This window comes from Arthrobacter sp. FW306-06-A (genome assembly GCF_021870055.1).
GTDB lineage: Bacteria > Actinomycetota > Actinomycetes > Actinomycetales > Micrococcaceae > Arthrobacter.
The window spans coordinates 3,763,506-3,789,505 of the sequence record NZ_CP084552.1; the positions used below are offsets into that span (position 1 = coordinate 3,763,506).

Below are 26,000 nucleotides of genomic sequence, written 5' to 3' on the forward strand. Positions count from 1 at the left end.
CGCAGTCCTACAGGCTCCGGTGTGACGCACGCCTCACATTACATCGATGTAATACGTCCCGCAATGAAAATTGTTAGCGTTCGCAAAGTGATCCCGCTGTCTCGCTTCGACACCACGCCAGTGGCCGGCGCTGCGTGCAGGGCCTAGGAAGAGGTGCTTTCCCGCTCCACGACTTCGTAATCGACGGCCACCACCCGCTGCGGGCCCTCGCGGTCCTGCATGCGTTCGGTCAGGAGCCGCAGGGCTTCGCTGGCCACCCTGCGCTTGTCGAAGGAGACGGTTGTCAGTGACGGCACCGCATATTTCGCATCTGCGATGTCGTCGAAACCCGCAACGGCCACATCGTCGGGAACCCGAAGGCCGCGTTTCCACAGCACGCTCAGGGCACCGATCGCCATGGAATCGGTGAAACAGAACAGCGCCTCGGGCACCGGGTGCGCGTCAAGGTAGGCGGAAAGAGCATGGGCTGCCGTATCCGGGCTCCACTTTTCGCAAGGGATGATCAACGAGTCGTCCCAGGGGATGCCGAGTTCGCCAAGCGCGGCCTGGTACCCGCGGGTGCGGAGGACGGCTGCCGCGGAGCCCCTGCCCTCGGCGGCGCCCAGAACCGCGATACGCCGCCTGCCCGTCCTGCCGAGCGCCAGTGTCATGTCACGGGCGGCGGCGACGCTGTCCACCCACACACGGTCGGCCAGCTTCTGGGACACTTCCCCAAGCAGGACCACGGGAGGCAGGGCGACGCCCACTTTGACGGCACTCTCGTCCAGCACCACGGGGTTGAGGATCAACCCGTCTATCAGGTTGGAGCGCGCGCGGGACATCAATTCGTACTCGCGGGTGGGATCGGATCCAGTCTCCTCGATCTGCACGCTCCAGCCCTGTTCATGGGCTACTTCCACCACGCTGTGCGCAATTTCGGCAGAATACGGCGTGGCCAGGTCCGGCAATGCCAGGGCAATGACGCCAGACCTGCCGTTGCGCAACCCCCGCGCGGAGAGGTTGGGGACATAGTCCAGCTCGGCCATGGCCTGCTCCACCCTGGTTCGGGTGGGAGCGCTGACCGGGACAATTCCGTTCATGACGTTCGAGACTGTCTTTGGCGAAACCCCTGCGAGGCGCGCTACGTCCTTGACCGTTGCGCGCAAAGGCGCCCCCTTGCTTCCGGTGTGGCATTGTTGAGGATTTTACCCGCCTCTGCAGTGCGTCAGCGTTCGCGCTGGTGGTCCCCTGCCACGGTCTTGGCCGCCTCGACTTCGAGCATGAGCCTGCCGTCTTCTTCGACCAGCGTTGGCTGGTATACGTGGTGCTTCCGCTTGTAGCTCAAATAAGCGATGCAGCCGTTGGCCGTCGCCATCTTTTCCAGCATGATTTCCGAGCCCGGCACGAGCAGTTCGCCCAAGGGGCGGCCCACGGTATTCTCCTGGCCTGCCTCGTCCCCAAGATTGCTGGTGTTCCGTTCCTGCACCACCTGCGCCGCGTTGACCCATCGGCCCCACACGCCTTTGCCCTCAAGCAGCGACGGCTCCTGGCCAAGCGGCTGGGTGGCCGCAAAGTACCGGGTATCGAACCGGCGGTGCGCAAAGTCGGGGCTGCGCCAGTTGACCAGGGACTTCAGCAGGTCGGTGCGGAGGGAAAGTCCGCGCTTGCCCAGGACCTGGGCAAGGGTCTTTTCCTGGTCCGCGACGGCCACGCGGGCCCGCATCCATTCGGACGTTGACGTGGCTTCGACCGTATTGGACATATCCGGACCAGCCAGCAGGATGCCGGTTTCCTCGAAGAGTTCCCGGATGGCTCCCACCACGTGGCGGCGCGCCAGCCCGACGTCGTCCGTTCCCATTTGCTCAGCCCAATGCTGCGGCGACGGGCCCAGCCAACCCATGGGCTCGTCGTCGGACGGGTCAAGGGACCCGCCGGGGAACGCGAGGACCCCCAGCGGCGAGGAGCCGGGCCGGTAACCCAGCCACGTCTCCAAACCGGTGGGTGAATCGCGCAGGAGGACTACGGATGATGCGTAGCGGGCGGCCCTGGGGGTCCGCTCGCCGTGTTCGAGCCAGCTTTGTGCTGCCCCTTCCAGATCCTGGGGCAGTGCAAAAAGGCGTCGTGCGAGGTGCGGCAAGGGAAGTGTCCGGTCTTAGCTGAATTCGGCGATCAACTCGACCTCTACGGGAGAGTCGAGCGGAAGTACGGCAACGCCGACGGCGGACCGCGCGTGCTGCCCGGCGTCGCCAAGGACGCGGCCCAGCAGTTCCGAGGCGCCGTTGACGACGGCGGGCTGGCCCGTGAAGGAGGGATCCGAGGCGACGAATCCCACAACTTTGACGATCCGCGTGATGCGGTCAAGGTCACCGATGACGCTCTTGACGGCAGCAAGGGCGTTGACGGCGCACACTGCCGCGTAGCGTTGGGCGTCCTCCGGGGAAACCGTGGGCTCGTCGGCGAACCCTTCCGTTCCTGCCGAAACCTTGCCCGTAGCTTCGAGTTTGCCGTTAATAAACGGCAGCTGGCCCGAGGTATAGACGTGGCTGCCGGAGACGACAGCGGGAACGTAGGAGGCTACCGGGGCGGCAACCTCCGGGAGGGCAAGGCCAAGTTCCGCGAGGCGCTGCTCGACGGCGGAAACCGGCGCCGTCGCCGGGCTGGACTGGGCTTCTGCGGGGGTGCTCATGCTACTGCTTCTCCCTCTTGAGGTAGGCGACAAGGCCGTTACCGTCGGGTCCGGGGACTACCTGGACGAGCTCCCAGCCGTCCTCTCCCCACTGGTCAAGGATCTGCTTTGTAGCGTGGATGATGAGCGGAATCGTCGCGTACTCCCATTTGGTCATGAGAGAAAGCGTAGCCCTTGCCGGTAAAGTGGAAAACATGGCGACTCGCAACAACCCCTTATTCGACACTGCCACCACACTGGGTAAGATCCTTCTTTTCCTTGGTGTGAGCGCGATTTGCGGTGTCCTCGTGGCGGGCCTGTTGGTCCCTGCCGCGGCCGTCTCCGGCAGCGCGGCAAGCGGTTCCATCAATTTCTTCGATTCCCTTCCCGCCGAACTGAAGGTTGATCCCCCGAGCCAGACCACCAGGATCCTGGCTGCGGACGGCAGCGAGATCGCCAGCGTCTATACGGAGAACCGCACCAAGGTTCCGCTGGACCAGATTTCACCGAACATGAAGAACGCCATCATCGCGGTGGAGGACAGCAGGTTCTACGAGCACGGCGGTGTGGACACCACCGGCATCCTCCGCGCGCTGGTCGCCACAGCCCGCGGCAACAAGCAGGGCGCGTCCACCATCACGCAGCAGTACGTCAACAACGTCCTGAACGCCAACCTCGCAGCCGCCGGCGAAGAGGACCAGATCAAGCTCAACGGCGTCAACAAGGGCGTTGGCGACAAACTCCGCGAAATGAAGCTCTCCATCGCCCTGGAGAAAGAATTCACCAAGGACCAGATCCTTGAGGGCTACCTGAACATCGTGTTCTTCAACCGCGACGCATACGGCATCGAAGCGGCATCCCGTTACTTCTTCAGCACTACTGCCAAGGACCTCACCCTGCCGCAGGCAGCCCTGCTCGCCGGCCTGGTGAACAGCCCCTCCGCCTTTGATCCCATCACCAATCCGGAAAAGTCGAAGCAGCGCCGGGACTTGGTGCTCGGGCTGATGTTGAACCAGGGCAAGATCACCCAGGCCGAACACGACGCCGCCGTGGCCACCCCGGTGGAGCCCAAGGTAACCCAGCCCAAGCAGGGCTGTGCGTACGCGGCCTCCGCCCCCTACTTCTGCGACTACATCCTGCACCTGCTGGAAAACAACCCGGCCTATGGGGCGGACATAAAGGACCGCCAGCGGCTGATTTACGGCGGCGGCCTGACCATCACCACCACACTGGACCCCAACGCGCAGGCCACCGCCCAGGAACAGGTCAACGCTGCTGCGGGCGCAAACCCGGACAAGTGGGGCGCCTCGATGGTGTCGGTGCAGCCGGGCACCGGCAAGATCATCTCAATGGCCCAGAACACCACGTTCCTGCCCGGCCAGGGCTTCGATTCCCAGTTGAACTTCAACGTGGACAAGCTGGATAAGGACGGGAACGACCTCAACGGCATGGGTGGCGCACAGCCTGGGTCCACCATGAAACCCTTTACCTTTGCCGAGTGGCTCAACGAAGGCAAGACCATGAACACGGTGGTTAACGCCGCCCAGCGGGTCTACCCCATCGGTTTCCCCTGGCGCAACACCTGCGGCAAGGTGCAGGGCGCGTACAGCACGGCGCAAAAGAACCAGGGCCTGGATGCGGCGGACGACCTGCAGAACGCTGAGACCAAGTGGTACAAGCCGCTGACGGTTTTGGAAGGCCTCTACAACTCGATCAACACCGTGACGTTCGCGTCAGCCGCCCAGTTGGATCTCTGCGGAATCCAGAAAATCGTGGATGCGACAGGTTTGCACGGTGGCCTGCCCTCCGCAGATGATCCGCACCCGAAAATCGACATGTCAACCTTGGGTAACCTGCTGGGTTCCACGCAGACCTCGCCGCTGACCATGGCCAGTGCTTTCGCCACGTTTGCGAATGACGGCAAATACTGCGAGCCCATCGCCATCACCTCTGTTGTCGATGCCACGGGCAAGCAGCTGCCGGCCCAGTCCAGCAGCTGCCGCGATGCCATCAAGCCTGAAGTTGCCCGCGGCGTGAACTATGCCCTCCAGGAAGTCCTGAACAGGGGTTCAGGATCGCTGATCCGGCCGCGGATTTCCACGACCACCAGCTTCCCCATCGGCGCCAAGACCGGTACCTCCAACAACAACGGCTCCACCTGGGTTGTTGGCCACACCACCGGCCTGGCCACCGCCGCTTGGTTCGGCGACCCGCTGGGGGCGCAGGACCGCGCAGGGCAGAACATCACCGTCAACGGAAAGTTCTATGAAGGCATTGACGGCTACATGATCGCCGGTCCCATGTTCTCCAGCTACATGGCCAAGATTGCTCCGGCCTATGGGACCAACCCGTTCCCTGCCCCGCCGAGCAACATGATCAATGGTGTAACCACTACCTCGCCTGGCAGGACCACGCCCCAGGTCACCCAGGCTCCCGTTCCTGCCCCCCAGGCAACCCGGGCTCCTGCCACGCAGGCCCCCGCCCCGGCCCCGGCCCCGACCAGCAACGGAAACGGCAACAACGGCAGAGGAAACGGCTAAGCGCATATGAGCATCGATAGCCTGGCAAGCCGCGCCCGTTCCATCGGGCGCGGCTTTGCCGTCACTGCCGGCGCCGGGGCCGCGGCCGGCGTTGCTGCGTTCGGGTACGGCCTGTGGGAGAAGAACCAGTTCGTCCTGCGCGAGGAGAATCTTGCCATCCTCCCGCCCGGCCGCGAACCATTCCGCATCCTGCACCTCAGCGATATCCATTTCGTCCCCGGGCAGCGGAAGAAGGCCGAGTGGCTCGGGTCCCTGGCGGACCTCCGGCCGGACCTGGTGGTCAACACCGGCGACAACCTCAGCCACGTCAAGGCGGTGGACCCGCTGCTGGAGGCACTGAAGCCGCTGCTGCAGTTCCCCGGTGTCTTTGTCCCCGGCTCCAACGACTACTTCGCCCCCAGCCCCAAAAACCCAGCGGCCTACTTACTGGGACCGTCCAAGGTGAAGCCCAAGCCGGTAGCCCTTGACTGGCCGCGCCTGCGCTCAGGCTTCGGCATGAGCGGCTGGGTTGACCTGACCAACCGCAACCAGTCCCTGGTTCTGAACGGCATGCGCTTCGACTTCTCCGGGGTCGACGATCCGCACCTGAAGCGGGAGCGGTATGCAGGCTGGCCCCGCGGAACAGTGAGCCAGAACGCAAAAGACCACGTCAAGGTGGCTGTTATCCACGCGCCCTATCAGCGGGTACTGGACCACTTCACCGAAAGCGGCGCCGACCTCCTGCTGGCGGGCCACACTCACGGCGGCCAGCTGTGCATCCCCGGGTACGGCGCCATCATCTCCAACTGCGACCTTCCCACCTGGCGCGCCAAAGGCCTCAACGACTGGTCAAGCAACGGAAGCACGACGCCGGTCAACGTCTCCGGCGGCATCGGCACCTCGCGCTTTGCCCCGGTAAGGATCGCCTGCAAGCCCGAAGCCGTCCTGTTGACCCTCACCTCACCGAACTAACCCATTGCTCCATCAGTTATGGTCCCCAAAAGCGGGTTATGGGGACCATAACTGATAGGGCATCCGGCATTACGGAGTGCAATAACTGGGGAAGCAGCCAGTGGCCCGCACAATCGCTGTGAAGCAGCTCACGCCATGGCATAGGGTTGTTGCTAGAGGAAACTACATTCGTTTTATAGCTTGAGAAGCGGGCATGGCCAAGCAGACTCCCTTTTTCCGATCCATCAGCCGTCTTTATCCCCACGTCCGGCCCATCATCCCCAGGCTCCTGCTGGGGCTGCTCTGTGCACTCCTGGCCAGCATCGTTGCGCTGACCATCCCCCAGGTGCTGCGTGTCCTGGTCAACACCGCCCTGCAGCCCGGAGGTACCCCGGAGGCAGTCTGGACGTCAGCGGGCGTCATCCTGGTCCTGGGTATCGCCGAAGCTGGCCTGGTGGCGTTGCGCCGGCAATTCGTCATCAACCCTGCCACCACGGTGGAAACCCGGATGTGTGTGTCCCTCTACGACCACCTGCAGGACCTCACCGTTTCCTTCCATGACCGCTGGGGCTCCGGCCAGCTGCTGTCCCGGGCCATGACGGACTTGAACTTCCTGCGCCGCTGGATGGCCTTCGGCGCCATAATGCTGGTGGTCACCACCCTCACCGTGATCATCGGCATCATTGCCATGTTCGCCATGAGCTGGCAGCTGGCCCTGATCTTCCTTGCCGCCGCCGTTCCCATCACCATCAACAGCTTCCGGTTCCGCACCCGGTTCAGCAAGGTTGCCCGCCGCAGCCAGGACCAAGCCGGCGACCTCGCCACCACCGTGGAGGAATCCGTCCACGGCATCCGCGTGCTCAAGGCCTTTGGACGCAGCCGGGAAGCCCTGGAAAACTTCAACGAGCAGGCCGAGGAACTGCGCCAGACCGAAATCGAGAAGGCGCGCCACCAGGCAACGTTCACTATGGTGGTCACCCTGCTTCCCGAGCTGGCGCTGGGAGCCGGGCTGGTGGTGGGCGTCATGCTGTGCGCCAGCGGTCAACTGAGCATCGGCGCCCTGGTGGCGTTTTTCGCCACCGCGGCGGTTATTGCCTCCCCCGTGGAATTCTCCGGGATGCTGTTGGCCATGGCACTCACGGCCAAGACCGCCGTCGACCGCCATTACGAGGTGATGGACACGCAAAACACCATCACCAGCCCAACTCAGCCACGGCGCCCCAAGGAACTCGCTGGGGCACTCCGCTTCGCGAACGCAACCTTCGCCTTCGAGGACGCGCCGGACAAGCCCATCCTCAAGGACATCAACCTGGACATCCGTCCCGGCGAAACCATGGCCCTGGTGGGCATCACCGGCAGCGGCAAGAGCGCGCTGATCCAGTTGGTGCCGCGTCTGTACGACGTCACCACAGGGGCCATCACCCTCGACGGCGTGGACATCCGGGACTTCGAGGTTGAGGAGCTTCGCAGGGTTGTTGGCGTGGCGTTCGAGGACACCACGCTCTTCTCCAATTCCGTACGGGACAACGTCCTCCTGGGCGCCCCGGTCCGGACGGAGGAGGTCCTCGACGAAGCACTGGATGTGGCCCAGGCACACTTCGCCTACTCTCTGCCGGAAGGGGTGGACACGCTGATCGGTGAGGAAGGCCTAAGCCTGTCCGGCGGGCAGCGGCAGCGGATCGCGCTGGCACGCGCCATCGCCGCCCGCCCGCGCGTGCTGGTCCTGGACGATCCCCTGTCCGCCCTGGACGTGCACACCGAGGAGTTGGTGGAAGCCCGCCTCAGGGAAGTGCTGAAGGACACCACCACCCTGATCGTGGCCCACCGCCCCTCCACCGTGGCCCTCGCGGATCGGGTGGCGCTGCTCGAGGATGGCCGCATCACCGCTGTCGGGACACACACCGAACTCCTGGCCCACAACCAGCACTACCGCTACGTCATCGCCAGCCTGGACCGCGAGCCGCGCGACCTGGACTCCGAACTGTCGGCGCTTGAGGACCAGGCCGAGGAAGTTACACGATGAGCACCGCAACGTTCGGCACCGCCAATGAAGACAATGCCCACCTCAGCAAGAGCGACAGCAGGGCAGTACGACGGCGGTCACTCGCCTTGCTGGGGTCGCTGATCCGTCCGGTACGGGTACGGTTCTGGCTGACCATCGCCATGGTGGTCCTTTCGCAGGCCGCGCGCGTCGCAGGCCCGGCACTGATCGCTTTCGGCATCGACCGCGCGCTTCCCGCGCTCCGGGCCGGCGACAACCTTCCGCTGGTATTCACCGGCGTCGCCTACCTGCTGGCAGCCATTGCGACGGCGGGACTCACGTCCCTTTACGTCACCTCCACGGCGCGGCTCAGCCAGGCCATGCTGCTGGACCTGCGGGTGCGTGTCTTCCGGCATACCCAACGCCTCAGCCTGGAGTTCCACGAGAAGTACACCTCCGGCAGGATTATCGCCCGGCAGACCTCGGACCTGGAGGCGCTGCGGGAACTGCTGGATTCCGGCGTCAGCTCCCTGGCCTCGGGAATGCTGTTCATGGCGTTTACCGCAATCACCATTTTTGCCCTCGACTGGCGGAGCGGTTTGCTGGTGCTGGCCGCCGGTGTTCCGATGTTTTTCCTGTCCCGCTGGTACCAGAAGCACTCACAGATCGCCTTCCGTGAGTCCCGTGTGGTTTCCGCCCGGCTCATTGTGCATTTCGTGGAGACCATGACCGGAATCCGCGCCGTCAAAGCTTTCCGCAAGGAAAAGGAAAACTCCGAGCGCTACGGCAAGCTTGCCGAGGACTACCGGCTGGTCACCGTCCGCTCCATCAACCTCAACGGCATCTTCCAGCCGGGACTGGTGCTGATCGGCAACGTCTGCGTGGCAGTTGTCCTCCTCTTCGGCGGCTTCCGGGTGCTGGGCGGCGACCTGGCCGTTGGCGTGCTCCTGGCCCTAATCCTCTCCACCAAGCGGTTCTTCCAGCCGGTGGACCAGATGGCCATGTTCTACAACTCGTTCCAGAGCGCGCAGGCAGCCCTTGAAAAGGTCTCCGGGCTGCTGGAAGAGGTGCCCACAGTCCGGCCACCGAAGAACCCGGTTGCCCTGCGCAGCGCCACGGGTCGCGTCGACTTCAACGACGTCGAATTCCGCTACGGCGACGGGCCTGTGGTGGTCCCCCGCCTGGACCTGCACATCCCGGCCGGGCAGACCGTAGCGCTGGTCGGCCAGACGGGGGCCGGCAAATCGACCCTGGCCAAACTCATTGCCCGGTTCTACGACGTTACCTCCGGCACGCTCACCCTGGACGGCGTAGACCTTCGCGGCCTGGCCACTTCCGACCTCCGGCGGAACATCGTCATGGTCACCCAGGAAGCCTTCCTGTTCAGCGGCTCGGTGGCGGACAACATCGCCCTGGGCCGGCCGGAAGCCTCACGGGAGGAAATCGAGGAAGCCGCCAAGGCGGTTGGGGCACACGAGTTCATCCTTGAACTTCCCGAAGGCTACGACACGGACGTCAACAAGCGCGGCGGCAGGGTCTCCTCCGGGCAACGGCAACTCATCAGCTTTGCGCGGGCTTTCCTGGCACGGCCGGCGGTGCTGATCCTGGACGAGGCCACTTCCTCGCTGGACATCCCGTCCGAACGACTGGTGCAGGCTGGGCTGGCCCGGCTCCTGGCCGGCACGGAGGCAGCACGGAGGACGGCACTGATCATCGCCCACCGCCTGTCCACGGTGGAGACCGCTGACCGCGTCCTGGTGGTGCATGACGGCCGGATCGTGGAAGACGGGACGCCTGAGGAACTGGTCGGTGGCGGCGGACGCTTCGCCGACCTGCACGGGGCCTGGAAGGATTCGCTGGTCTAGCCATCCCGTTCAGGATTTCGCATCGGGGCCTTGGATCGGCTATCCTTGTAAAGTTGCTTTTGCAGCGGATCGGGATGTAGCGCAGCTTGGTAGCGCGCTTCGTTCGGGACGAAGAGGTCGCAGGTTCAAATCCTGTCATCCCGACCATAATGAAAGAGGGTCTCCTTGCGGAGGCCCTCTTTTTGCATCTCAAAGGGGTTGCGAAAGCATCGCGACCAGCCGGCTTCCGGCCTTACGCATGGTGGCCTTAAAAGGAACAGCCCCGGAGCAGTTGCTCCGGGGCTGCCTTCGCCTCCTATGGTGAGGAAGCTATTTATGCGGGGTCAGGCCAGTTGCCGATGTAGGTGACGACGGCGGTATCGGTGGTTGTGGTCTTCTTGCCCTTCACCTTGGTGGAGGCAGGGTCAGGCCAGTTTCCAATAGCTACCGACGTACCCGAATTATCGGCGACGGAACCTGCAGACAGGACGGCCGGAGCCGCCGCAGAAAAAGCCAAGGCCCCAGCCAAGGCGGCCGCGGTTGCGATCTTCTTCAACATATAAGTTCCTCAATACGAGTCGGATTCGTTACAAAGCCAGCACTGTCCTTGTTGACACACATTGTAAAATATTTTCCACAGGGGCTGTCAAGCATTCGGCGCCCCAGCTGTCCAGAAGGAGGAAACGCGTGGGCAACGGATTCGGAGAAAAGCTCCGGGCGGAGCGCCTTGAGCGTGGACTGACACAGGCGGAACTGGGCAAGGACCTGTACTCCCCCAGCTACATCTCACTGCTCGAGACCGGCCGGCGCGAACCGACGGCTGAAGTCATTGAAGAACTGGCCCGCAGGCTGGAGTTGGCCCCCAAGGCACTGGAGGCTTGGAGCCAACCGATCTCCGTCAGCGACGCTGAATACGTGCTGGCTGGGCTGTATGCGCGCCAGGCATGGGACCTCCGCGACTACCCTCTTGCGGCGAGCCACGCGGCGACGGCCGCGCAGATTGCCTTGGAGGGTAAGAACACCAGTGCCTGGTGGAACATGACTTACATGCAGGCCGAGTGCCTCATGAAACAAGGCGATTTGCAGGAGTGCCGCAAAATCATCGAGCGGCTCATTGAGCACCCAATGGCGACGGAGTCCGTTGGCCTGGGAGTCCGCGCACGCCAGATGCTGGCTGCCGTCTGCCATGGCCAGGGCCAGTTGGCAATCGCGGTAGAACACGCTCTCGAGGCTGTCAGGCTCTCCGTCAACCTCCCCCGCGGCTCGACCGTCGCTATCGGTGCACACCGGATCCTGATAGGTGCGCTGGCCGAAAGTGGCCGGCTGGACGAAGCCTGGAAGTATTGCCAGGCGCTGCTCGACCAAGTTGACGAGCACGCGATGTCCCAACTCGCTGGCGAGGTGGCTTGGGTAGTCGGCAATGTGGCGTTCATGCGGCACGACTACACAGAAGGCGTCAAGCACCATGAGCGGGCAGCCCGCCTGCTCTCCCCTGCCAATGACATCGAGCTATGGGCGCGTTTCAACAAGGCCTCTGCCGCTGTCCGGCTCTCATCCGGCATTGTGGAGCCGGAGACGCTCGCAGCCATCGAACGTGCGGAGCTTGCCTTCTCGATTGTCGGCGGTACAAAGAGTGACGAGCTGGAGGTTGCCTTTATCCGCGCCCGCTGGCTCTACCTAACCGGCGACATCGTGGCAGCAGTCGAAAAACTCCGCGAAATCCACGCCGAACGTGATGCCTTGGGCAAGCACACCGCCGGTGAGGTCTCCCTGCTCCTGGGCAAGTCCCTCAAGGCCGCGGGCGATATCGACGAGGCATTGGGGTATCTCGAGGAGGCTCGAAAAGCCTTCGCCGCGGCAGGTGCCCAAGACCGGGTTCAGCAGGCGCTGGATGCGATCCTGGAAATAAAGCTCGCGCAAAAAAGAGCGGCAGCAGCGGCTAAAGCAAGCTAAATAAAGCCGGCCAAGTAAGCGGGAGGCTTACCTGGCCGGCTTTCGGGCTTACCTGGCTTCGGTCTGAACAGCTAGGAAAACCTCTTTCCCGTGATCTTCTCGTACGCTTCAACGTACCGGCTGCGGGTGCGCTCGACCACGTCGGCTGGAAGCGCCGGCGGCGGGGTGTCGGAGGATTTGTCCCAGCCGGACTCGGCGGAGGTCAGCCAGTCCCGCACATACTGCTTGTCGTAGGACGGCTGGGCCTGGCCCGGTTTATAGGTGCTGGCGTCCCAGAACCGCGAGGAATCCGGGGTCAGTACCTCATCGCCCAGGGTGATGGACCCAGAGACGGCGTCGTATCCGAACTCCACCTTGGTGTCCGCCAGGATGATGCCGCGCTCCCGGGCGATCTTTTCCGCGGTGGTGTAGATCTTCAGCGTCAGCTCTTTCAGGCGGGCGGCGATATCGTCCCCCACCAGCGCCACCACGGCGTCATAAGTGATGTTCTCGTCGTGCTCGCCGATCAAAGCCTTCGCCGACGGGGTGAAGATGGCGTGCTCCAGCCGGGATCCGTCCACCAGCCCTTCGGGCAGCGGGATGTTACAGACCGTGCCCGAGGCCTTGTACTCAAGGAGCCCGGAACCGGTGAGGTAGCCGCGGGCAATGCACTCCACCGGGAACATATCCAGCTTCTTGCAGATCATGGCCCGGCCCTCAACCTCGGCCGGCACGCCGTCCTCCACAGTGGAACCGAGCACGTGGTGCTCAACGCCCAACTGGTCGAACCACCAGAGGCTCAGCTGCGTGAGGATGCGCCCTTTGTCAGGGATTTCACTGGACAGCACGTGGTCGTAGGCGCTGATCCGGTCGCTGGCCACCACCAGCACGCAGTCCTGGCCCAGGCGCTGCAGGATGGACTCATCGGCGGGCTCATAGAGGTCGCGCACTTTGCCGGAATAAACATGCTTCCAACCGGGCAGGTCAAGCGTCTCGGTGGCGTAGCCGCGGTTCTCCGAAGTGTCAGTCATGTCAGGCCTTTGCTTTCACGATGGGCATTGAACCCGTGGCGCCGTAGGGAACCTTGATTTCGCCACGGGCGGCTTTGCGGGCGATGTCGCTGCGGAACTGCGAGCCTTCCAGCTGGACCAGCTCCACGCCGTCGTAGGCTCTTTCGCGCGCCTCCACCAGGTCGCTGCCCAGCGCTACGACAGCCAGGACGCGGCCGCCGGCGGAAACTACTTTGCCTTCATCATCCAGGGCGGTTCCGGCGTGGATGACGTGCACGCCCTCAAGCGCTTCCACCTTCTTGAGTCCGCGGATCCGGTCACCTGTGCGCGGCTTGTCCGGGTAGTTTTCCGAGGCTACGACGACGGCGACAGCGGCTTCCTTGGACCAGCGCAGCTCCTCTGCCTTGTCCAGTTCGCCCTTGGCAGCCGCCATGAGCAGGGCGCCGAGGGGCGTCTTGAGCCGGGCGAGGACCGCCTGCGTCTCGGGGTCGCCGAAGCGCACGTTGAATTCGATGACGCGGGTACCGCGTGAGGTGAGGGCCAGGCCGACGAACAGCACGCCGACAAACGGGGTGCCGCGGCGGGCCATCTCGTTGACGGTGGGCTGGGCCACCCGGTCCAGGACCTCCTGCACCAGGCCTTCAGGGGCCCACTCAAGCGGGGTGTAGGCGCCCATGCCGCCGGTGTTGGGGCCTTCGTCGTTGTCGAAGATGCGCTTGAAATCCTGCGCCGGTGTGAGCGCAACGGTGTTCTGCCCGTCGCAGAGCACAAACAGGGAAACTTCGGGCCCGTCCAGGAACTCCTCGATCACCACTGATCCGCCGGCGTCGAAGCAGGACTGCGCGTGGGCCAGGGCTTCGTCGCGGTTCCTGGTGACCACCACGCCCTTGCCGGCGGCCAGGCCGTCGTCCTTCACCACATAGGGGGCGCCGAAGGTGTCCAGTGCTGACGCTGCTTCCTCGGCATTGGTGGCCACCATGGCCATCGCCGTGGGTACCCCGGCTTCTGCCATGACTTCCTTGGCAAAAGCCTTGGAGGCCTCCAGCTGTGCGGCAGCCTTGCTGGGTCCGAAGACGGGGATGCCGGCTTCGCGCACGGCATCGGAGACACCGGCGGCCAGCGGAGCCTCGGGGCCCACCACCACGAGGTCCACGGCCAGCCGGGTGGCCAGTTCCGCAACCGCCTCGGGATCGTTGCCGTTGATGTTGTAGGTAGGGACCAGCTTGCTGATGCCGGCATTGCCCGGCGCCGCGTGGACCTCGGACACGTTGGGGTCGGCGAGCAGGGAGCGGACAATGGCGTGTTCGCGGCCTCCGGGGCCAATGACGAGTACCTTCACAGTCTCCAAGGGTACTTTGTGCACCCTTCCGGCTCCTAAGCTGTGACCTTCCCTGCCCGGCCCGTCAATCCGCGGCCCCGGCCGCTCCGAACCATACACATGACAACGCTTCGAAACCGGAAAACCGGCACCGCCGCCATGGCCGCTTTGGCAGGCGTGGTGGCGGCCGCCGTCGTACTTGCCGTTGCGGAGCTGATCGGCGCATTCTTCACCGCCAGGGCCACGCCGCTGTTTGCCCTGGGCTCCACGTTCATCGACTTCACACCGCCCGGGCTCAAGGACTTTGCGATCGCCACCTTCGGCACCAATGACAAGGCCGCCCTGTTCGTGGGCATGGGCCTCACCATCGCGGTGCTTGCCTGCATTCTTGGCGTGGTGGCCTACCGGAAATGGGCGCTGGGCGTCCTGGGTGTGCTGTTCATGGGTGCCGTGATCGTTGCCTGCGTGGTGACCCGGGCGGGCGTTGGCCCCGCGGACGCCATCCCTTCAGTGCTGGGGACACTGGCCGGCCTGGTGGCCCTGCGCCGATTGATGGTGCAGCTGTGGGGGCTGCAGGAGTGGCCCGAAGCGCCGGCTGATACAGCGTACGACGGCGATGCGCGGGAACGTGGCGACGGCACCAGCCGCCGGGGTTTCTTCACCGCCGCGGGGATCACCGCGGTGGCTGCAGGAATCGCGGCGACTGGCGGCCGGCTCCTGGGTGCCGCACGCAACAATGTGGCCCAGGCCCGGGACGCCCTGCGGCTGCCGGCACCGGCCAAGGATGCAGCGCCCGTCCCGGCGGGCGTGCAGTCCCCTGTTGCGGGCGTTACCCCGTGGCTGACGCCGAACAATGAGTTCTACCGCATCGATACGGCCTTGAGTGTCCCGGAAATCAACGTCGATGACTGGGAACTGCGGGTGCACGGGCTGGTGGAACAGGAAGTGACCCTGACGTTCCAGGACCTGCTGGACGCGCAGCTGATCGAATCGCATGTCACCCTCACCTGCGTTTCCAACCCCGTGGGCGGCAACCTGGCCGGCAACGCCAGGTGGCTTGGCCTTCCCATCCGCGAGGTCCTGGCACGCGCCAAACCCAAGGACGGCGCGGACATGGTGCTCTCCACCTCCATTGACGGCTTCAGCGCCTCCACTCCCCTGGAGGTCCTGCAGGATGACCGCGACGCCATCCTGGCCATCGGCATGAACGGCGAACCCCTTCCGCTGGAGCACGGCTACCCTGTGCGGATGGTGGTTCCGGGGCTTTATGGCTTCGTCTCTGCCACCAAGTGGGTGGTTGACCTGGAAGTCACCCGCTTTGCCGACAACAAGGCATACTGGACCAACCGTGGCTGGTCCGAACGCGGACCCATCAAGACCATGGCACGCGTGGAGGTGCCCAAGTCCTTCGCCAAGGTGCCGGCCGGGAAGGTAGCGGTGGGCGGCACCGCCTGGGCCCAGACGCGCGGCATCACCAAGGTTGAGATCCAGATCGATAACGGCGAGTGGATGGAAACCGCCCTGTCGGCCGAAGCGTCCACCATCACTTGGCGCCAGTGGTCCTACGAGTGGGACGCCACGCCCGGCCCGCACTACATCAAGGTCCGGGCCACCGACGGCACCGGCGAGGTCCAAACGGACAAGCGTGCCGATCCGGTTCCGGACGGCGCCTCCGGCTGGCAGTCGGTAATGGTGACCGTGCAGTAGATGGTCAGCGCTCAGTGGCGGGTCCCCGTGCAGTGGCAGGCTGGCCCATAGACTGGCGGTATGCCGCATAATCCGCATGCCACCTTCACCGTGGACTCCGCCGTCGAACTGGCCGTGATCGAACGCAGCGGCTTTGTGGAGTCGCGGCACATCGGTTCCGCCGTCCTTCTGTCCGCCGACGGGTCGGTGGTCACCCAGCTTGGCGACATCAACACCCCCATCTACGCCCGGTCCACCCTGAAGCCGTTCCAGGCGCTGGCATCCATGCAGTCCGGGGTTCCGCTCCGCGGCGCCCAGGTGGCCATCGCCTGCGGCAGCCACACCGGGTCACTGGACCACATGGACGTGGTGGCGGGCATGCTCAAGGCCGCCGGCGTCCGTGAAGACCAGCTGCAGTGCCCCGAAACCTGGCCCCAGGACGAGACGGCCCGCAACTGGCTGGTGCGCTCGGAGAAGGGGATGTCGCGGCTGGCCTACAACTGTTCCGGGAAGCACGCAGCATTCCTTTGGGCCTGCACGGAAAACGGGTGGGACACGCATAGCTACCTGGAGCCCAACCATCCCCTGCAGCAGCGGGTCCGCACCGTGATCGAGGAATACACGGGCGAGCAGATCGCGCACCTGGGCATCGACGGCTGCGGCGCTCCGGTAGCAGCAGTTTCCCTGAAGGGGCTGGCCAGGGCCTACTCCCAGCTGGCCAAGGCGCCCGGCGACCAGAGCTTCAGCGCCAGGGCGGCCACCATCGCCACGTCGATGCTGGATTACCCTTGGGCCGTGCAAGGCCGCGGCGAAGCCAACACGCTGGTGATGGACGAACTGGAGATCATCGCCAAGATCGGGGCCGAGGGAGTCCTGGCCATGGCCACGCCCCAAGGCGTTTCCGTGGCCGTCAAGATCCTCGACGGCAATGTCCGCGCCACCTCGCTTGTGGCCCTGACCCTTCTTGCGGCAGCGGGGGCCGTGGAGATTCCGGGCGTTGCCAGCGCCCTGGAAAAAGTGGTTGAGCCGGTGCTTGGCGGCGGCCGACCGGTGGGCAAGATCCGGCTGGGCCCGGCAGTTTCCGCCCTTCTGGACTGACACCCCGTTCTCCCGCCGCCGCAAAATCCGCACCGCCGCAAAAGGAAAGACTGAAAGCATGGCCGTAGCCCGCCGTCGTATCGACGTCCAGGAAGGCAAAGCAGCACTGAAGGCATGGCTGGAAGCCGCCCAGCCGCCGTCGGACGTTCCCGTGCCACGCACGGTCCTGGCCACCGCAGTGAGGTACTCGCTGGAGGAAGTGACCGCCCGCGCCCCGGGCAACTCTGTTGAGGTGCGTGTGCCGCCCTTTGGCGTCACACAGTGCGTGGAGGGGCCGCGGCACACGCGCGGCACCCCACCCAATGTGATTGAGTGCGACGCCGCCACCTGGCTTGGGATGGTGACGGGCCAGGTGCGCTGGGCAGATGCAGTTGCTGCCGGCAAAGTGGCAGCATCAGGCCTGCGGGCCGACCTGTCGGCCCTGCTGCCCCTCTAGCCCTGCCGCCTCCTCCCCAGCCGCGGCGAGTCGGCCGGAGCACGTCAGCCGCGGCCGATGAAAGGCATGCCGGCCGCGGTAACCACCACTGAGCCAACACTGGCTGTGGCCGGCATGTTGGCCATCATCAGCACCGCGCGCGCCGCGTCCTTCACGGGGAACATTGGCTCCACCTTGCGGCTGCCGTCGGCCTGCAGTGCCCCCGAGCCGACGCCGATGGTGTCCATGATTTCCGTGGCCGTGTTGCCGATGTCGATCTGCCCGCACGTGATGCCATAGCCGCGGCCGTCCAGCTCGATGCTCTTGGTCAGGCCGGTCATGGCGTGCTTGGTGACCGTGTATGCGACCGTCCGGGGCCGGGGTGAATGGGCGGAGATGGAACCGTTATTGATGATCCGCCCGCCCTGCGGCACCTGCGCTTTCATGGCCCGGACGGCCGCGGCCGCGCACAGCATGGAGCCTGTGAGGTTCACGGCCAGCGTGGCGTTCCAGTCGTCCAGGCTAATCTCGTCCACGCCGGCTGCCGGGCCGAACACGCCGGCATTGTTGAACAGGACATCCACGCGCCCCCACTGCCGGCGGGCAGCCTCGAAAAGGCGCTCGACGTCGTCGGGCCGCGTGACGTCGCACGGCACCACAAGAGCGTCGGGGTGACTGTCCGCTGTCTCCTTCAGCTGCGCTTCGCGTCGGCCGGCCAGCACCACGCGGAAGCCGTCGGCCAGCATCTGCCGGGCGACCTCCCGGCCAATGCCGGAGCCGGCCCCGGTAACGACGGCGACGCGGGCAGTGGGAGGGGACGTGTCCATTCTGTCTCCTGGCTTAGGACTGCGCCGGCACGGCCGGCTTGTTCAGCGGCCAGCCTATGACGGTCCTGGGGCGGGGCGCAGCGAACGTCCGCACTTTGGAGGTGGAGAGTCGCATCCGGACCAGGGATTCGGCGATTGTCACCGCGGAAGCCACGCCGTCCACTACGGGGACTCCCGCCCGCTGCCGGATCTGCTCATCCAGCCCGGCCATGCCGCCGCAGCCGAGCACGATGACCTCGGCCTTGTCCTGGGTGACGGCCAGCATCGCCTGATTGATGATGGCCTCCACTGCCCGCCCGGGTTCCTCCTCCAGTTCCAGCACGGCCATGCCGCTGGCACGGACGGACGCACATCTGGCGTCCAGTCCGGCCAGCTTCAGCCTGTCCTCGATGAGGGGAACCGTCCGGTCCAGGGTGGTCACCACGGAGTACTTGTGACCCAGGAACATCGCCGTGCTGGCTGCGGCTTCGGTGATGTCCACCACCGGCACGTCCAACAGCTCCTGCAGGCCTTCGCGGCCGTGCTCGCCGTAGCCGGCCTGGACAACGGCGTCGAAGGGCTCCGGGTAGGAGGTGACGGCGTCCATGACGGCGACGGCGGCGAGGTAGCTTTCGAAGTTGCCCTCGCAGGAGTCTGCGCCGAACCTCGGGGTGATGCCGATGATTTCCGTACCGGGAGCGGCCACACTGCGTGCCGAGGCCGCAATCGAGTCCGTCATCGACGAGGTGGTGTTCACATTGGCAACGAGTATGCGCATGGGGAATTCCTTTGGTGCTCCGGGTCCCTGTGGGGCCGGTTGCTGGGTGAGTGGGGATCAGTGGGTGCTGACGACGGCGATTGCCTCACCGTCGTGGTCTTCCAGCCGTTGGTTGCGGTCGGCGATGAAGAAGTAGAGCGTGGCGGCGATGCCTGCTGCAAAGAACCAGGCGAAGGGAGCGGCCGCAGCCAGTCCCGGGACGAAGACGATGAGGAGGGCCAGGACGGCGGCCGGAACCATGGCGATGATGGCCCGCGGGTTGACGCCCTTCTTGTAGAAGTACGTTCCGTCAGGGGATGCCGTGTAGAGCTGCGGCACGTTGACCTTCCCGCGGCGGATGAGCCAGTAGTCGGCCATGACGACGCCGAACAGCGGGCCGAGCAGCGCACCGAGTCCACCGAGGAAGTACACGATGACCAGCGGGTTGTTGTAGAGGTTCCAGGGCAGGATGACCAAGCCGATCGTCGCTGAGACCATGGCGGCCTTGCGGAAGTTCAGCCGCTTGGGGAACAGGTTGGTTAGTGCGTAAACCGGGGCAACGAAGTTGGCCATTAGGTTCACGGCGATGGTCAGGATCAGCAGGGCAAGGCAGGCCAGGACCAGGAAGAGCGTGTTGGGGATGGTCTGGACAATGTCCGAGGGGCTCTTGATGATGGTGCCGTTGATCTTGAACTGGCCACCGGCCATGACCACCACAATGGCGCCGAAAACCAGCATGTTGATGGGGATGCCCCAAAAGTTGCCGCGCACCACAGCCTTCTTGGAGACTGCCGAGCGGGTGAAGTCGCAAAAATTCAGGACGAAGGTGCCGTAGATGGACACCCACAGGGCGCCGCCGGCGAAGATGGTGAGCCACATTTCCGGCCCTTCCAGCGCCTTGTCGGAGGACCAGGCGATGCTTCCGCCTGCCTCGACGAAGATCCAGATGGCCATGGCGGCCATGGTGGCAAGAATGACCGGGCCGGCGAAGGCCTCATACTTGCGGATCATCTCCATACCGAAGCTGACGATCACCAACTGCACCACCCAAAGGGTCACAAACGCCATCCAGCCCAGGGTGGACAGGCCCAGGATGGAGTCTTTGTCCATGTCCGCCAACGCGGGGAACATGGCGACGAGCATCACGCGGAACACCACGGACGCGAGGTAGGTCTGGATGCCGAACCAGGCCACGGCCACTGCGCCGCGGAGGAGGCTGGCGATCTGGGCGCCCCTGATGCCGAAGCTGATTCGGCTCATGACTGGGAAGGGAACACCGGTCTTGACGCCCATGAATCCGGACAGCGTCAGGAGGCCGAACAACAGCGCCGCGCCGATGCCGAGGGCCATAAGGATCTGCCACCCGCCCAGCCCCAAGGCGAACAGCCCGATGGCGAAGGCGTAGTTGCCCAGGCTGTGCACGTCGTTGGCCCACAGGGTGAAGATGCTGTAACTGGTCCAGCTGCGGCCGGCGCGCTTGGTGGGGGCAAGATCGGAGTTGTACAGGGAAGGGCTGATGCTCGTGCCCGAGGCTGCGCTTGCTGATTCGCACAGGGCTTCAACGCTTCCGGGGGTATGTACGCTCCAACCCGCCGCTGCGGCCAGCTGGTGGCGGTTATCACGTTGACCCTGGACACGCCTCCTACTAATCTCGTCTAGCAACAATGTTTTCTCACAATACGAAAACATGAGGCCAAGCATTCAAAAATGAAAAGAGGCTGCCGTGGCTGCAGGAGAAGAGACCTCCCATATCCTCAGCGGGTTGACTAACCAGCTGCCTGATCGTGATCCGGAAGAGACTGCCGAGTGGGTTGAGTCCCTGGATGCGTTGATCAGGGAACAGGGTACCGAGCGTGCCCAATACATCATGCGGAGCCTGCTGCAGCGCGCGGGCGCGCAGAGCGTGGGTGTGCCGATGGTGACCATACCACCGATTACGTGAACACGATCCCGGTGGACCAGGAAGCCGAGTTCCCGGGCAACGAGGAATACGAACGCCGCTACCGGGCCTACATGCGGTGGAACGCCGCGGTCATGGTGCACCGGGCGCAGCGGCCCGATATCGGCGTCGGCGGGCATATCTCCACGTACGCCGGCGCGGCGACCCTGTACGAGGTCGGGTTCAACCACTTCTTCCGCGGCAAGGATCACCCCGGCGGCGGGGACCAGGTCTTCTTCCAGGGCCACGCCTCCCCCGGCATGTACGCCCGGGCATTCATGGAAGGCCGCCTCTCCGAGGAAGACATGGACGGGTTCCGGCAGGAAAAGTCCCGCCAGGGCCACGCCCTGTCCTCCTACCCGCACCCCAGGTTGATGCCGCACTTCTGGGAATTCCCCACCGTGTCCATGGGCATCGGGCCGCTGAACGCGATCTACCAGGCCCAGAACAACCGCTACCTGCACAACCGCGGCCTGAAAGACACCTCCGACCAGCAGGTCTGGGCGTTCCTGGGCGACGGGGAAATGGACGAACCCGAATCCCGCGGCCTGCTCCAGCTCGCCGCGAACGAGAACCTGGACAACCTGAACTTCGTGATCAACTGCAACCTCCAGCGCCTGGACGGTCCGGTCCGGGGCAACGGCAAGATCATGCAGGAACTCGAAGCGTTCTTCCGCGGCGCGGGCTGGAACGTGATCAAGGTCGTCTGGGGCCGGGAATGGGATGACCTGCTCACCCGCGACACCGACGGGTCCCTCGTGAAAATCATGAACGAAACCGTCGACGGGGACTACCAGACCTACAAGGCAGAATCCGGCGGGTTCGTCCGCGAACACTTCTTCGGCAAAACCCCGCAGACCAAAGACCTCGTCGCGGACCTGACCGATGACCAGATCTGGAACCTCAAACGCGGCGGCCACGACTACCGCAAGGTCTACGCCGCCTACAAAGCAGCCACAGAATTCAAGGGCAAACCCACCGTCATCCTCGCCCACACCGTCAAGGGCTACGGCCTCGGCCCCCACTTCGAAGGCCGCAACGCCACCCACCAGATGAAAAAACTCACTCTGGACGACCTGAAGAAATTCCGCGATCACCTCCGGATCCCCATTACTGACGAGCAGCTGGAGAACGACTCGTACCGGCCGCCGTACTACCACCCCGGTAACGACGCCCCGGAAATCAAGTACATGATGGAGCGCCGTGCCGCGCTGGGCGGATCAGTCCCGGAGCGCCGCAACACCCACGCTGAGATCGTGCTGCCCGAGGCGAAGTCCTACGAGGTGGCCAAGCGCGGTTCGGGCAAGCAAATGGCCGCCACCACCATGGCGTTCGTCCGCCTGCTCAAGGACCTGATGCGGGACAAGAACTTCGGCAAGCACATAGCCCCGATCATCCCCGACGAAGCCCGCACCTTCGGCATGGACGCGTTCTTCCCCACGGCGAAGATCTACAACCCCAAGGGCCAGAATTACTTGTCGGTGGACCGTGACCTGGTCCTGGCGTACAAGGAGTCCCCCGCGGGCCAGCTGATCCACCCCGGCATCAACGAAGCCGGCGCCGTGGCAGCGTTCACCGCCGCCGGAACCTCCTACGCCACCCACGGCATCCCCCTGGTCCCGGTCTACGCGTTCTACTCCATGTTCGGCTTCCAACGCACCGGCGACGCCTTCTGGGCAGCAGCGGACCAAATGACCCGCGGCTTCATCATCGGCGCCACCGCGGGACGGACCACCCTCACCGGCGAAGGCCTCCAGCACGCCGACGGCCACTCCCCCCTGCTGGCCTCCACCAACCCGGCCGTACTCACCTACGACCCCGCCTACGGCTACGAAATCGGACACATCGTCCGCTCCGGCCTGGAACGGATGTACGGGGAAGGCTCGACGGACAAGAACGTCATGTACTACCTCACCGTGTACAACGAACCCATCATCCAGCCCGCAGAACCGGAGAACCTCGACGTCGAAGGCGTCATCAAGGGCATCTACCTGCTCGCCCCGGCAAAGATCGACGGTCCCCGCACCCAGATCCTCGCCTCCGGCGTCTCCGTACCCTGGGCCCTCGAAGCCCAGCGCGTGCTGGCAGATGACTGGAACGTCTCCGCCGACGTCTGGTCCGTGACCTCCTGGAACGAACTGCGCCGCGACGGCCTCGCCGCCGAAGAAGAAGCCTTCCTCAACCCCGGCCAGCCCGCCCGCGTCCCCTTCGTCGCCCAGCAACTCGAAGGAGCCACCGGCCCCATCGTCGCCGTGTCCGACTACATGAAGGCAGCCCCGGACCAGATCCGGCAGTTCGTCCCCAACGAATTCGCCACCCTCGGCGCCGACGGCTTCGGCTTCTCCGACACCCGCGCAGCAGCCCGCCGCTACTTCAAGAACGACACCCACTCCATCGTGGTGAAAGTGCTGCAGATGCTGGCGGCGAGGGGCGAAGTTGAGGAGGGTGCGCCGTCATACGCGATTGACCGGTACAAGCTCCTGGACGTCAACGCCGGCACCACGGGCGGGGCGGGCGGCGACGCCTGAGAACCACCCAGGAGCAGTCGGGGCAGTCTCCGTGGGAGGCTGCCCCGTCTGCTTTGGCATTGGCTAGGGTGCAGCTATGAGGAACACTAAGGCCGCAGGCCCGACGGGTTTGGCGGACCCCGGAGTATGCGGCGTCGTCCTGGCGGCCGGGGCCGGGACACGTCTGGGCCTGGGACCGAAAGCCCTGCTGCCCTACCGGGGCCGGCCGCTGGTGGAGTCCGTCGGCAATGCACTGCTCGAGGGCGGCTGCCGGGAAGTAGTGGTGGTCCTCGGCGCAGGAGCGTCTGAAGTTCAGGCAGCTGCCAGCCTCGACCGCTTCCGCGTGCTGGACAACGCGGACTGGCAGACGGGCATGGGCAGCTCATTCCTGCTCGGGAACCACGCCGCGAACCCCGGAAGCCACCTGTTGATAGCCCTTGTGGACCAGCCCGGACTGACCCCGGAGACTGTCCGGCGGCTGTTGGCCGCCCATCGTCCGGGGCGTGTCACGACGGCGGCCTACCGCCGCGCGCCGTCCGACGGCGGGCTGCCGGACACCCGAAGCCACGAAGGCGACGCTGGCCGCGGAGACTGTCTTGAGCCAAAGGAGACAGCAGGAGGGAACGAAAACACACAGCAGGAGAACAGGTCACGACAGCCAGGATTCGCCCGCCACGGAAACAACCGCGGGCAAGCGGGCCAACTCCAGCGCGGGCACCCCCTGCTCATCGACGCCTCGCTGCGCGAGGCAGTGTGCGCAACGGTAACGGGTGACGCCGGCGCGCGCGGCTTCCTGCGTTCCCATCCTGACCTTGTGGACGAGGTGGACTGCAGCGACCAGTCCAGCGGCGAGGACGTGGATACGCCGGACCAGCTGGGCCTTCTTCAGTAGCAGTCGAGCTCCACAGGCACCGGGCCACCACTAGCAGGCGACCCCAACAGCACGCAAAGACGGTCAGGCGTGGGCAGGGCAGCATTACCCTGGCCGCGTCAGGCGGATGGAGCGTGCAGGACCCACTGCAGCCAATCTTCTGCCGGGGATATCCCGAGCTGCACGAGATCAGAAAGCACGCCAGGCGGTGCCTCCCCCGGTACCTGGTCCGCGTTGCGAAGAACAGGCCAACGGGTGGGTTCCCAGTCCTGGTGTTCGCTTGTGTAGTGGCGGCCGGTAGGCGAGATCCAGCCAGGTGGTTCGTTCTTGGTGGCCGCGGTGGGTTTCCAACCGGTGGTGTGCCGGAGCTTGTGGTGCTTAGGGCAGGGCTGTCCCAGGTTGGAGATCCCGGTGGTGCCGCCCTTGGCCCAGGCGAGGATGTGGTCGGCATCGTTGTCCAGGGAATTGTTGCTGCAGCCCGGGAACGGGCACTTACCGTCCCGCATCCGCAGCCAGGCCCGCATCGCCCCGGTCACCCGGTAACTCTTCCGGCCGATCTCCAGCGGCGCACCGTCCCGCGGATCCACCAACACCCGGTAAAACGATCCGGCGCCGTTCGCCACCAAATCGCGGGCCATCGAGGGCGGGATCGGCCCGTACCCGTCGAGCATGGCCGGTTCATCGGCCAACCCCATCAGGGAGAACACCGGGACCGTGACCAGAACCTGCGCCCGGATCGGTGAAGGCAAGTCTTCCCGTCCATCCCTGCCATTGACACCGGCGCTGTCACGGGCACCGGTATCGCCGTCACCACCATTAGCTTCGTCAATCGCATCCGTGACGCTGGCGCCACGGCCGCTACTGGTCCTATTGCTACTGCTGCTGCCATCGCCACTGCCACTGCTGCCACTGCTGCCGAGGATCGCATCAGCGAACTTGTCCGCCCGCAACTGGGACATGGTCCGGGACTCCGCGGGCCCCTGCAGTGACCGGGACATTGCGGTGAGCCGGTTCCACCCGGCCAACGCCTGATCCGCCGGCAAACACGCGGACAGCCACGCCATCCCGTCCTGGTCCGGCCGGAACTCCACCCGCCGATCCGCCACCCCCTTGGCATGGCGCACTTCGATGCTCTCGGCGTGGTGACGTTCCCGCCACGTCCGGGCCTTGACCCTGAACCGCTGCGCCGGCAGCTCCCCGGCAGGGCACCCCCGAGCAGCATCCGGGGCGTCCGGGTCAAGGAAATGAGCTTCCAACGCCGCCGCCCCCGCGGCACCCAGGCTCGCGGCCTCATCAGCCATCACCACCGCATGACTCCAGGACAACGTCCCCGCCTGCAGCCCCGCAAGGGTCCGCGGCAACGAGGAAACAACGGCGTGCGAAGTCGCCAGGAACGAGGACGCCGCCCGCGGCCCCAGCGCCAGCACGCACCCGACCTCCGCCGCGACCGCCATCTCCTGCGCCTGCACCGGCACATCCGGACCGGCAACAGCACTGGCGCTCTCCGCATACATCACCGCAGCCTTCGCCTTCAACCCGGCAATCCCTGCTTCAACCTCACGGGCACCGGCAAGAATGTCCAAGCAACCATCCGCCAGGCCGGCCAACGGATCAGCCACCGAAAACGACTCCGAACCGCACCAATCCACCTCGGCATTCAGCACAGCAAGGGCAGCCCGGATGTCTGCGTAAGCCTTGACCACCGCCGCCCTTCCCATGAAC

At 65.0% G+C, this 26,000-nt stretch carries 20 protein-coding genes, 1 tRNA gene and 1 pseudogene; 11 read left to right on the top strand and 11 right to left on the bottom strand.

Annotated elements, in window-relative coordinates; genetic code table 11:
• Window positions 1–143 precede the first annotated feature (143 nt).
• The 4 genes from LFT49_RS17595 to LFT49_RS17610 are packed head-to-tail and all read right to left on the bottom strand — an operon-like array spanning window position 144 to window position 2,822.
• Window positions 144–1,145 (bottom strand): LacI family DNA-binding transcriptional regulator, encoded by a 1,002-nt coding sequence (locus tag LFT49_RS17595; protein ID WP_141159364.1) that lies wholly within the window; start codon window positions 1,143–1,145, stop codon window positions 144–146.
• A gap of 59 nt (window positions 1,146–1,204) precedes the next feature.
• Window positions 1,205–2,116 carry an NUDIX hydrolase gene (locus LFT49_RS17600; RefSeq protein WP_141182451.1) on the bottom strand — a complete coding sequence of 304 codons (912 nt, stop codon included), beginning with the start codon at window positions 2,114–2,116 and terminating at the stop codon, window positions 1,205–1,207.
• Window positions 2,117–2,131: 15 nt separating this feature from the next.
• Window positions 2,132–2,665 carry a RidA family protein gene (locus LFT49_RS17605; RefSeq protein WP_141182452.1) on the bottom strand — a complete coding sequence of 178 codons (534 nt, stop codon included), beginning with the start codon at window positions 2,663–2,665 and terminating at the stop codon, window positions 2,132–2,134.
• A gap of 1 nt (window position 2,666) precedes the next feature.
• On the bottom strand, window positions 2,667–2,822 hold the full coding sequence (locus tag LFT49_RS17610; protein ID WP_009359196.1) for a DUF4177 domain-containing protein: 156 nt from the start codon (window positions 2,820–2,822) through the stop codon (window positions 2,667–2,669).
• Between the two features lie 37 nt (window positions 2,823–2,859).
• Here LFT49_RS17610 and LFT49_RS17615 point away from each other — a divergent pair, with 37 nt between their 5' ends.
• The 5 genes from LFT49_RS17615 (at window position 2,860) to LFT49_RS17635 (ending at window position 10,107) form a co-directional block, all read left to right on the top strand.
• Window positions 2,860–5,184, top strand: a complete 2,325-nt coding sequence (locus LFT49_RS17615) for a transglycosylase domain-containing protein (protein WP_237428930.1) — start codon at window positions 2,860–2,862, stop codon at window positions 5,182–5,184.
• Between the two features lie 6 nt (window positions 5,185–5,190).
• Window positions 5,191–6,135 carry a metallophosphoesterase gene (locus LFT49_RS17620; RefSeq protein WP_237428931.1) on the top strand — a complete coding sequence of 315 codons (945 nt, stop codon included), beginning with the start codon at window positions 5,191–5,193 and terminating at the stop codon, window positions 6,133–6,135.
• A gap of 193 nt (window positions 6,136–6,328) precedes the next feature.
• Window positions 6,329–8,137, top strand: a complete 1,809-nt coding sequence (locus tag LFT49_RS17625) for an ABC transporter ATP-binding protein (protein WP_237428932.1) — start codon at window positions 6,329–6,331, stop codon at window positions 8,135–8,137.
• On the top strand, window positions 8,134–9,960 hold the full coding sequence (locus LFT49_RS17630; protein WP_237428933.1) for an ABC transporter ATP-binding protein: 1,827 nt from the start codon (window positions 8,134–8,136) through the stop codon (window positions 9,958–9,960). The genes LFT49_RS17625 and LFT49_RS17630 overlap by 4 nt, the downstream gene beginning before the upstream one ends.
• A gap of 70 nt (window positions 9,961–10,030) precedes the next feature.
• Window positions 10,031–10,107: transfer RNA gene (locus LFT49_RS17635), tRNA-Pro, on the top strand.
• 166 nt (window positions 10,108–10,273) lie between these two features.
• Here the strand turns inward: LFT49_RS17635 and LFT49_RS17640 are convergent.
• A complete protein-coding gene (locus LFT49_RS17640; protein WP_237428934.1) occupies window positions 10,274–10,498 on the bottom strand; it encodes a hypothetical protein in 225 nt (74 codons plus the stop codon).
• Between the two features lie 128 nt (window positions 10,499–10,626).
• Between LFT49_RS17640 and LFT49_RS17645 the strand changes: the two genes are divergently transcribed.
• A complete protein-coding gene (locus LFT49_RS17645; RefSeq protein WP_236820462.1) occupies window positions 10,627–11,892 on the top strand; it encodes a helix-turn-helix domain-containing protein in 1,266 nt (421 codons plus the stop codon).
• A 71-nt stretch (window positions 11,893–11,963) separates the two neighbouring features.
• On the opposite strand, the gene LFT49_RS17650 is transcribed toward LFT49_RS17645, so the two are convergent.
• Both LFT49_RS17650 and purD read right to left on the bottom strand, forming a co-directional pair.
• Window positions 11,964–12,902: a phosphoribosylaminoimidazolesuccinocarboxamide synthase gene (locus LFT49_RS17650; protein WP_237428935.1), complete on the bottom strand. Its 939-nt coding sequence runs from the start codon at window positions 12,900–12,902 to the stop codon at window positions 11,964–11,966.
• Between the two features lies 1 nt (window position 12,903).
• A complete protein-coding gene (gene purD / locus LFT49_RS17655; RefSeq protein ID WP_237430547.1) occupies window positions 12,904–14,220 on the bottom strand; it encodes a phosphoribosylamine--glycine ligase in 1,317 nt (438 codons plus the stop codon).
• 99 nt (window positions 14,221–14,319) lie between these two features.
• Between purD and LFT49_RS17660 the strand changes: the two genes are divergently transcribed.
• From LFT49_RS17660 to LFT49_RS17670, 3 genes are read left to right on the top strand one after another with little or no spacing between them, the layout of a single operon-like run.
• On the top strand, window positions 14,320–15,906 hold the full coding sequence (locus LFT49_RS17660; RefSeq protein WP_237428936.1) for a molybdopterin-dependent oxidoreductase: 1,587 nt from the start codon (window positions 14,320–14,322) through the stop codon (window positions 15,904–15,906).
• Window positions 15,907–15,966: 60 nt separating this feature from the next.
• On the top strand, window positions 15,967–16,983 hold the full coding sequence (locus tag LFT49_RS17665) for an asparaginase (protein WP_237428937.1): 1,017 nt from the start codon (window positions 15,967–15,969) through the stop codon (window positions 16,981–16,983).
• A 58-nt stretch (window positions 16,984–17,041) separates the two neighbouring features.
• On the top strand, window positions 17,042–17,419 hold the full coding sequence (locus LFT49_RS17670) for a sterol carrier family protein (RefSeq protein ID WP_236799610.1): 378 nt from the start codon (window positions 17,042–17,044) through the stop codon (window positions 17,417–17,419).
• A 44-nt stretch (window positions 17,420–17,463) separates the two neighbouring features.
• Here LFT49_RS17670 and LFT49_RS17675 read toward each other — a convergent pair whose 3' ends face one another.
• From LFT49_RS17675 to LFT49_RS17685, 3 genes are read right to left on the bottom strand one after another with little or no spacing between them, the layout of a single operon-like run.
• Window positions 17,464–18,225, bottom strand: a complete 762-nt coding sequence (locus tag LFT49_RS17675) for an SDR family oxidoreductase (protein ID WP_236799611.1) — start codon at window positions 18,223–18,225, stop codon at window positions 17,464–17,466.
• Window positions 18,226–18,238: 13 nt separating this feature from the next.
• A complete protein-coding gene (locus LFT49_RS17680; protein WP_237428938.1) occupies window positions 18,239–18,982 on the bottom strand; it encodes an aspartate/glutamate racemase family protein in 744 nt (247 codons plus the stop codon).
• 57 nt (window positions 18,983–19,039) lie between these two features.
• Window positions 19,040–20,566: an NCS1 family nucleobase:cation symporter-1 gene (locus tag LFT49_RS17685; protein ID WP_237430548.1), complete on the bottom strand. Its 1,527-nt coding sequence runs from the start codon at window positions 20,564–20,566 to the stop codon at window positions 19,040–19,042.
• A 118-nt stretch (window positions 20,567–20,684) separates the two neighbouring features.
• Between LFT49_RS17685 and aceE the strand changes: the two are divergent.
• Both aceE and LFT49_RS17695 read left to right on the top strand, forming a co-directional pair.
• A pseudogene (aceE, locus tag LFT49_RS17690) lies at window positions 20,685–23,428 on the top strand (pyruvate dehydrogenase (acetyl-transferring), homodimeric type).
• Window positions 23,429–23,504: 76 nt separating this feature from the next.
• Window positions 23,505–24,299, top strand: coding sequence for a nucleotidyltransferase family protein (locus tag LFT49_RS17695; RefSeq protein WP_237428939.1), 795 nt, complete (start codon window positions 23,505–23,507; stop codon window positions 24,297–24,299).
• A gap of 98 nt (window positions 24,300–24,397) precedes the next feature.
• Here LFT49_RS17695 and LFT49_RS17700 read toward each other — a convergent pair whose 3' ends face one another.
• A complete protein-coding gene (locus LFT49_RS17700) occupies window positions 24,398–25,996 on the bottom strand; it encodes an HNH endonuclease signature motif containing protein (protein WP_237428940.1) in 1,599 nt (532 codons plus the stop codon).
• Window positions 25,997–26,000: the final 4 nt, after the last annotated feature.

Excerpts from the sequence above, each read along its gene's own strand:
- LFT49_RS17675 (WP_236799611.1), bottom strand. The coding sequence starts at position 18,225 with ATGGACACGTCCCCTCCCACTGCCCGCGTCGCCGTCGTTACCGGGGCC.
- LFT49_RS17620 (WP_237428931.1), top strand. The coding sequence starts at position 5,191 with ATGAGCATCGATAGCCTGGCAAGCCGCGCCCGTTCCATCGGGCGCGGC.
- LFT49_RS17640 (WP_237428934.1), bottom strand. The coding sequence starts at position 10,498 with ATGTTGAAGAAGATCGCAACCGCGGCCGCCTTGGCTGGGGCCTTGGCT.
- LFT49_RS17630 (WP_237428933.1), top strand. The coding sequence starts at position 8,134 with ATGAGCACCGCAACGTTCGGCACCGCCAATGAAGACAATGCCCACCTC.
- LFT49_RS17665 (WP_237428937.1), top strand. The coding sequence starts at position 15,967 with ATGCCGCATAATCCGCATGCCACCTTCACCGTGGACTCCGCCGTCGAA.
- LFT49_RS17605 (WP_141182452.1), bottom strand. The coding sequence starts at position 2,665 with ATGAGCACCCCCGCAGAAGCCCAGTCCAGCCCGGCGACGGCGCCGGTT.
- LFT49_RS17660 (WP_237428936.1), top strand. The coding sequence starts at position 14,320 with ATGACAACGCTTCGAAACCGGAAAACCGGCACCGCCGCCATGGCCGCT.
- LFT49_RS17610 (WP_009359196.1), bottom strand. The coding sequence starts at position 2,822 with ATGACCAAATGGGAGTACGCGACGATTCCGCTCATCATCCACGCTACA.
- LFT49_RS17650 (WP_237428935.1), bottom strand. The coding sequence starts at position 12,902 with ATGACTGACACTTCGGAGAACCGCGGCTACGCCACCGAGACGCTTGAC.
- LFT49_RS17695 (WP_237428939.1), top strand. The coding sequence starts at position 23,505 with ATGAGGAACACTAAGGCCGCAGGCCCGACGGGTTTGGCGGACCCCGGA.
- LFT49_RS17700 (WP_237428940.1), bottom strand. The coding sequence starts at position 25,996 with ATGGGAAGGGCGGCGGTGGTCAAGGCTTACGCAGACATCCGGGCTGCC.
- LFT49_RS17680 (WP_237428938.1), bottom strand. The coding sequence starts at position 18,982 with ATGCGCATACTCGTTGCCAATGTGAACACCACCTCGTCGATGACGGAC.
- LFT49_RS17615 (WP_237428930.1), top strand. The coding sequence starts at position 2,860 with ATGGCGACTCGCAACAACCCCTTATTCGACACTGCCACCACACTGGGT.
- LFT49_RS17670 (WP_236799610.1), top strand. The coding sequence starts at position 17,042 with ATGGCCGTAGCCCGCCGTCGTATCGACGTCCAGGAAGGCAAAGCAGCA.
- LFT49_RS17625 (WP_237428932.1), top strand. The coding sequence starts at position 6,329 with ATGGCCAAGCAGACTCCCTTTTTCCGATCCATCAGCCGTCTTTATCCC.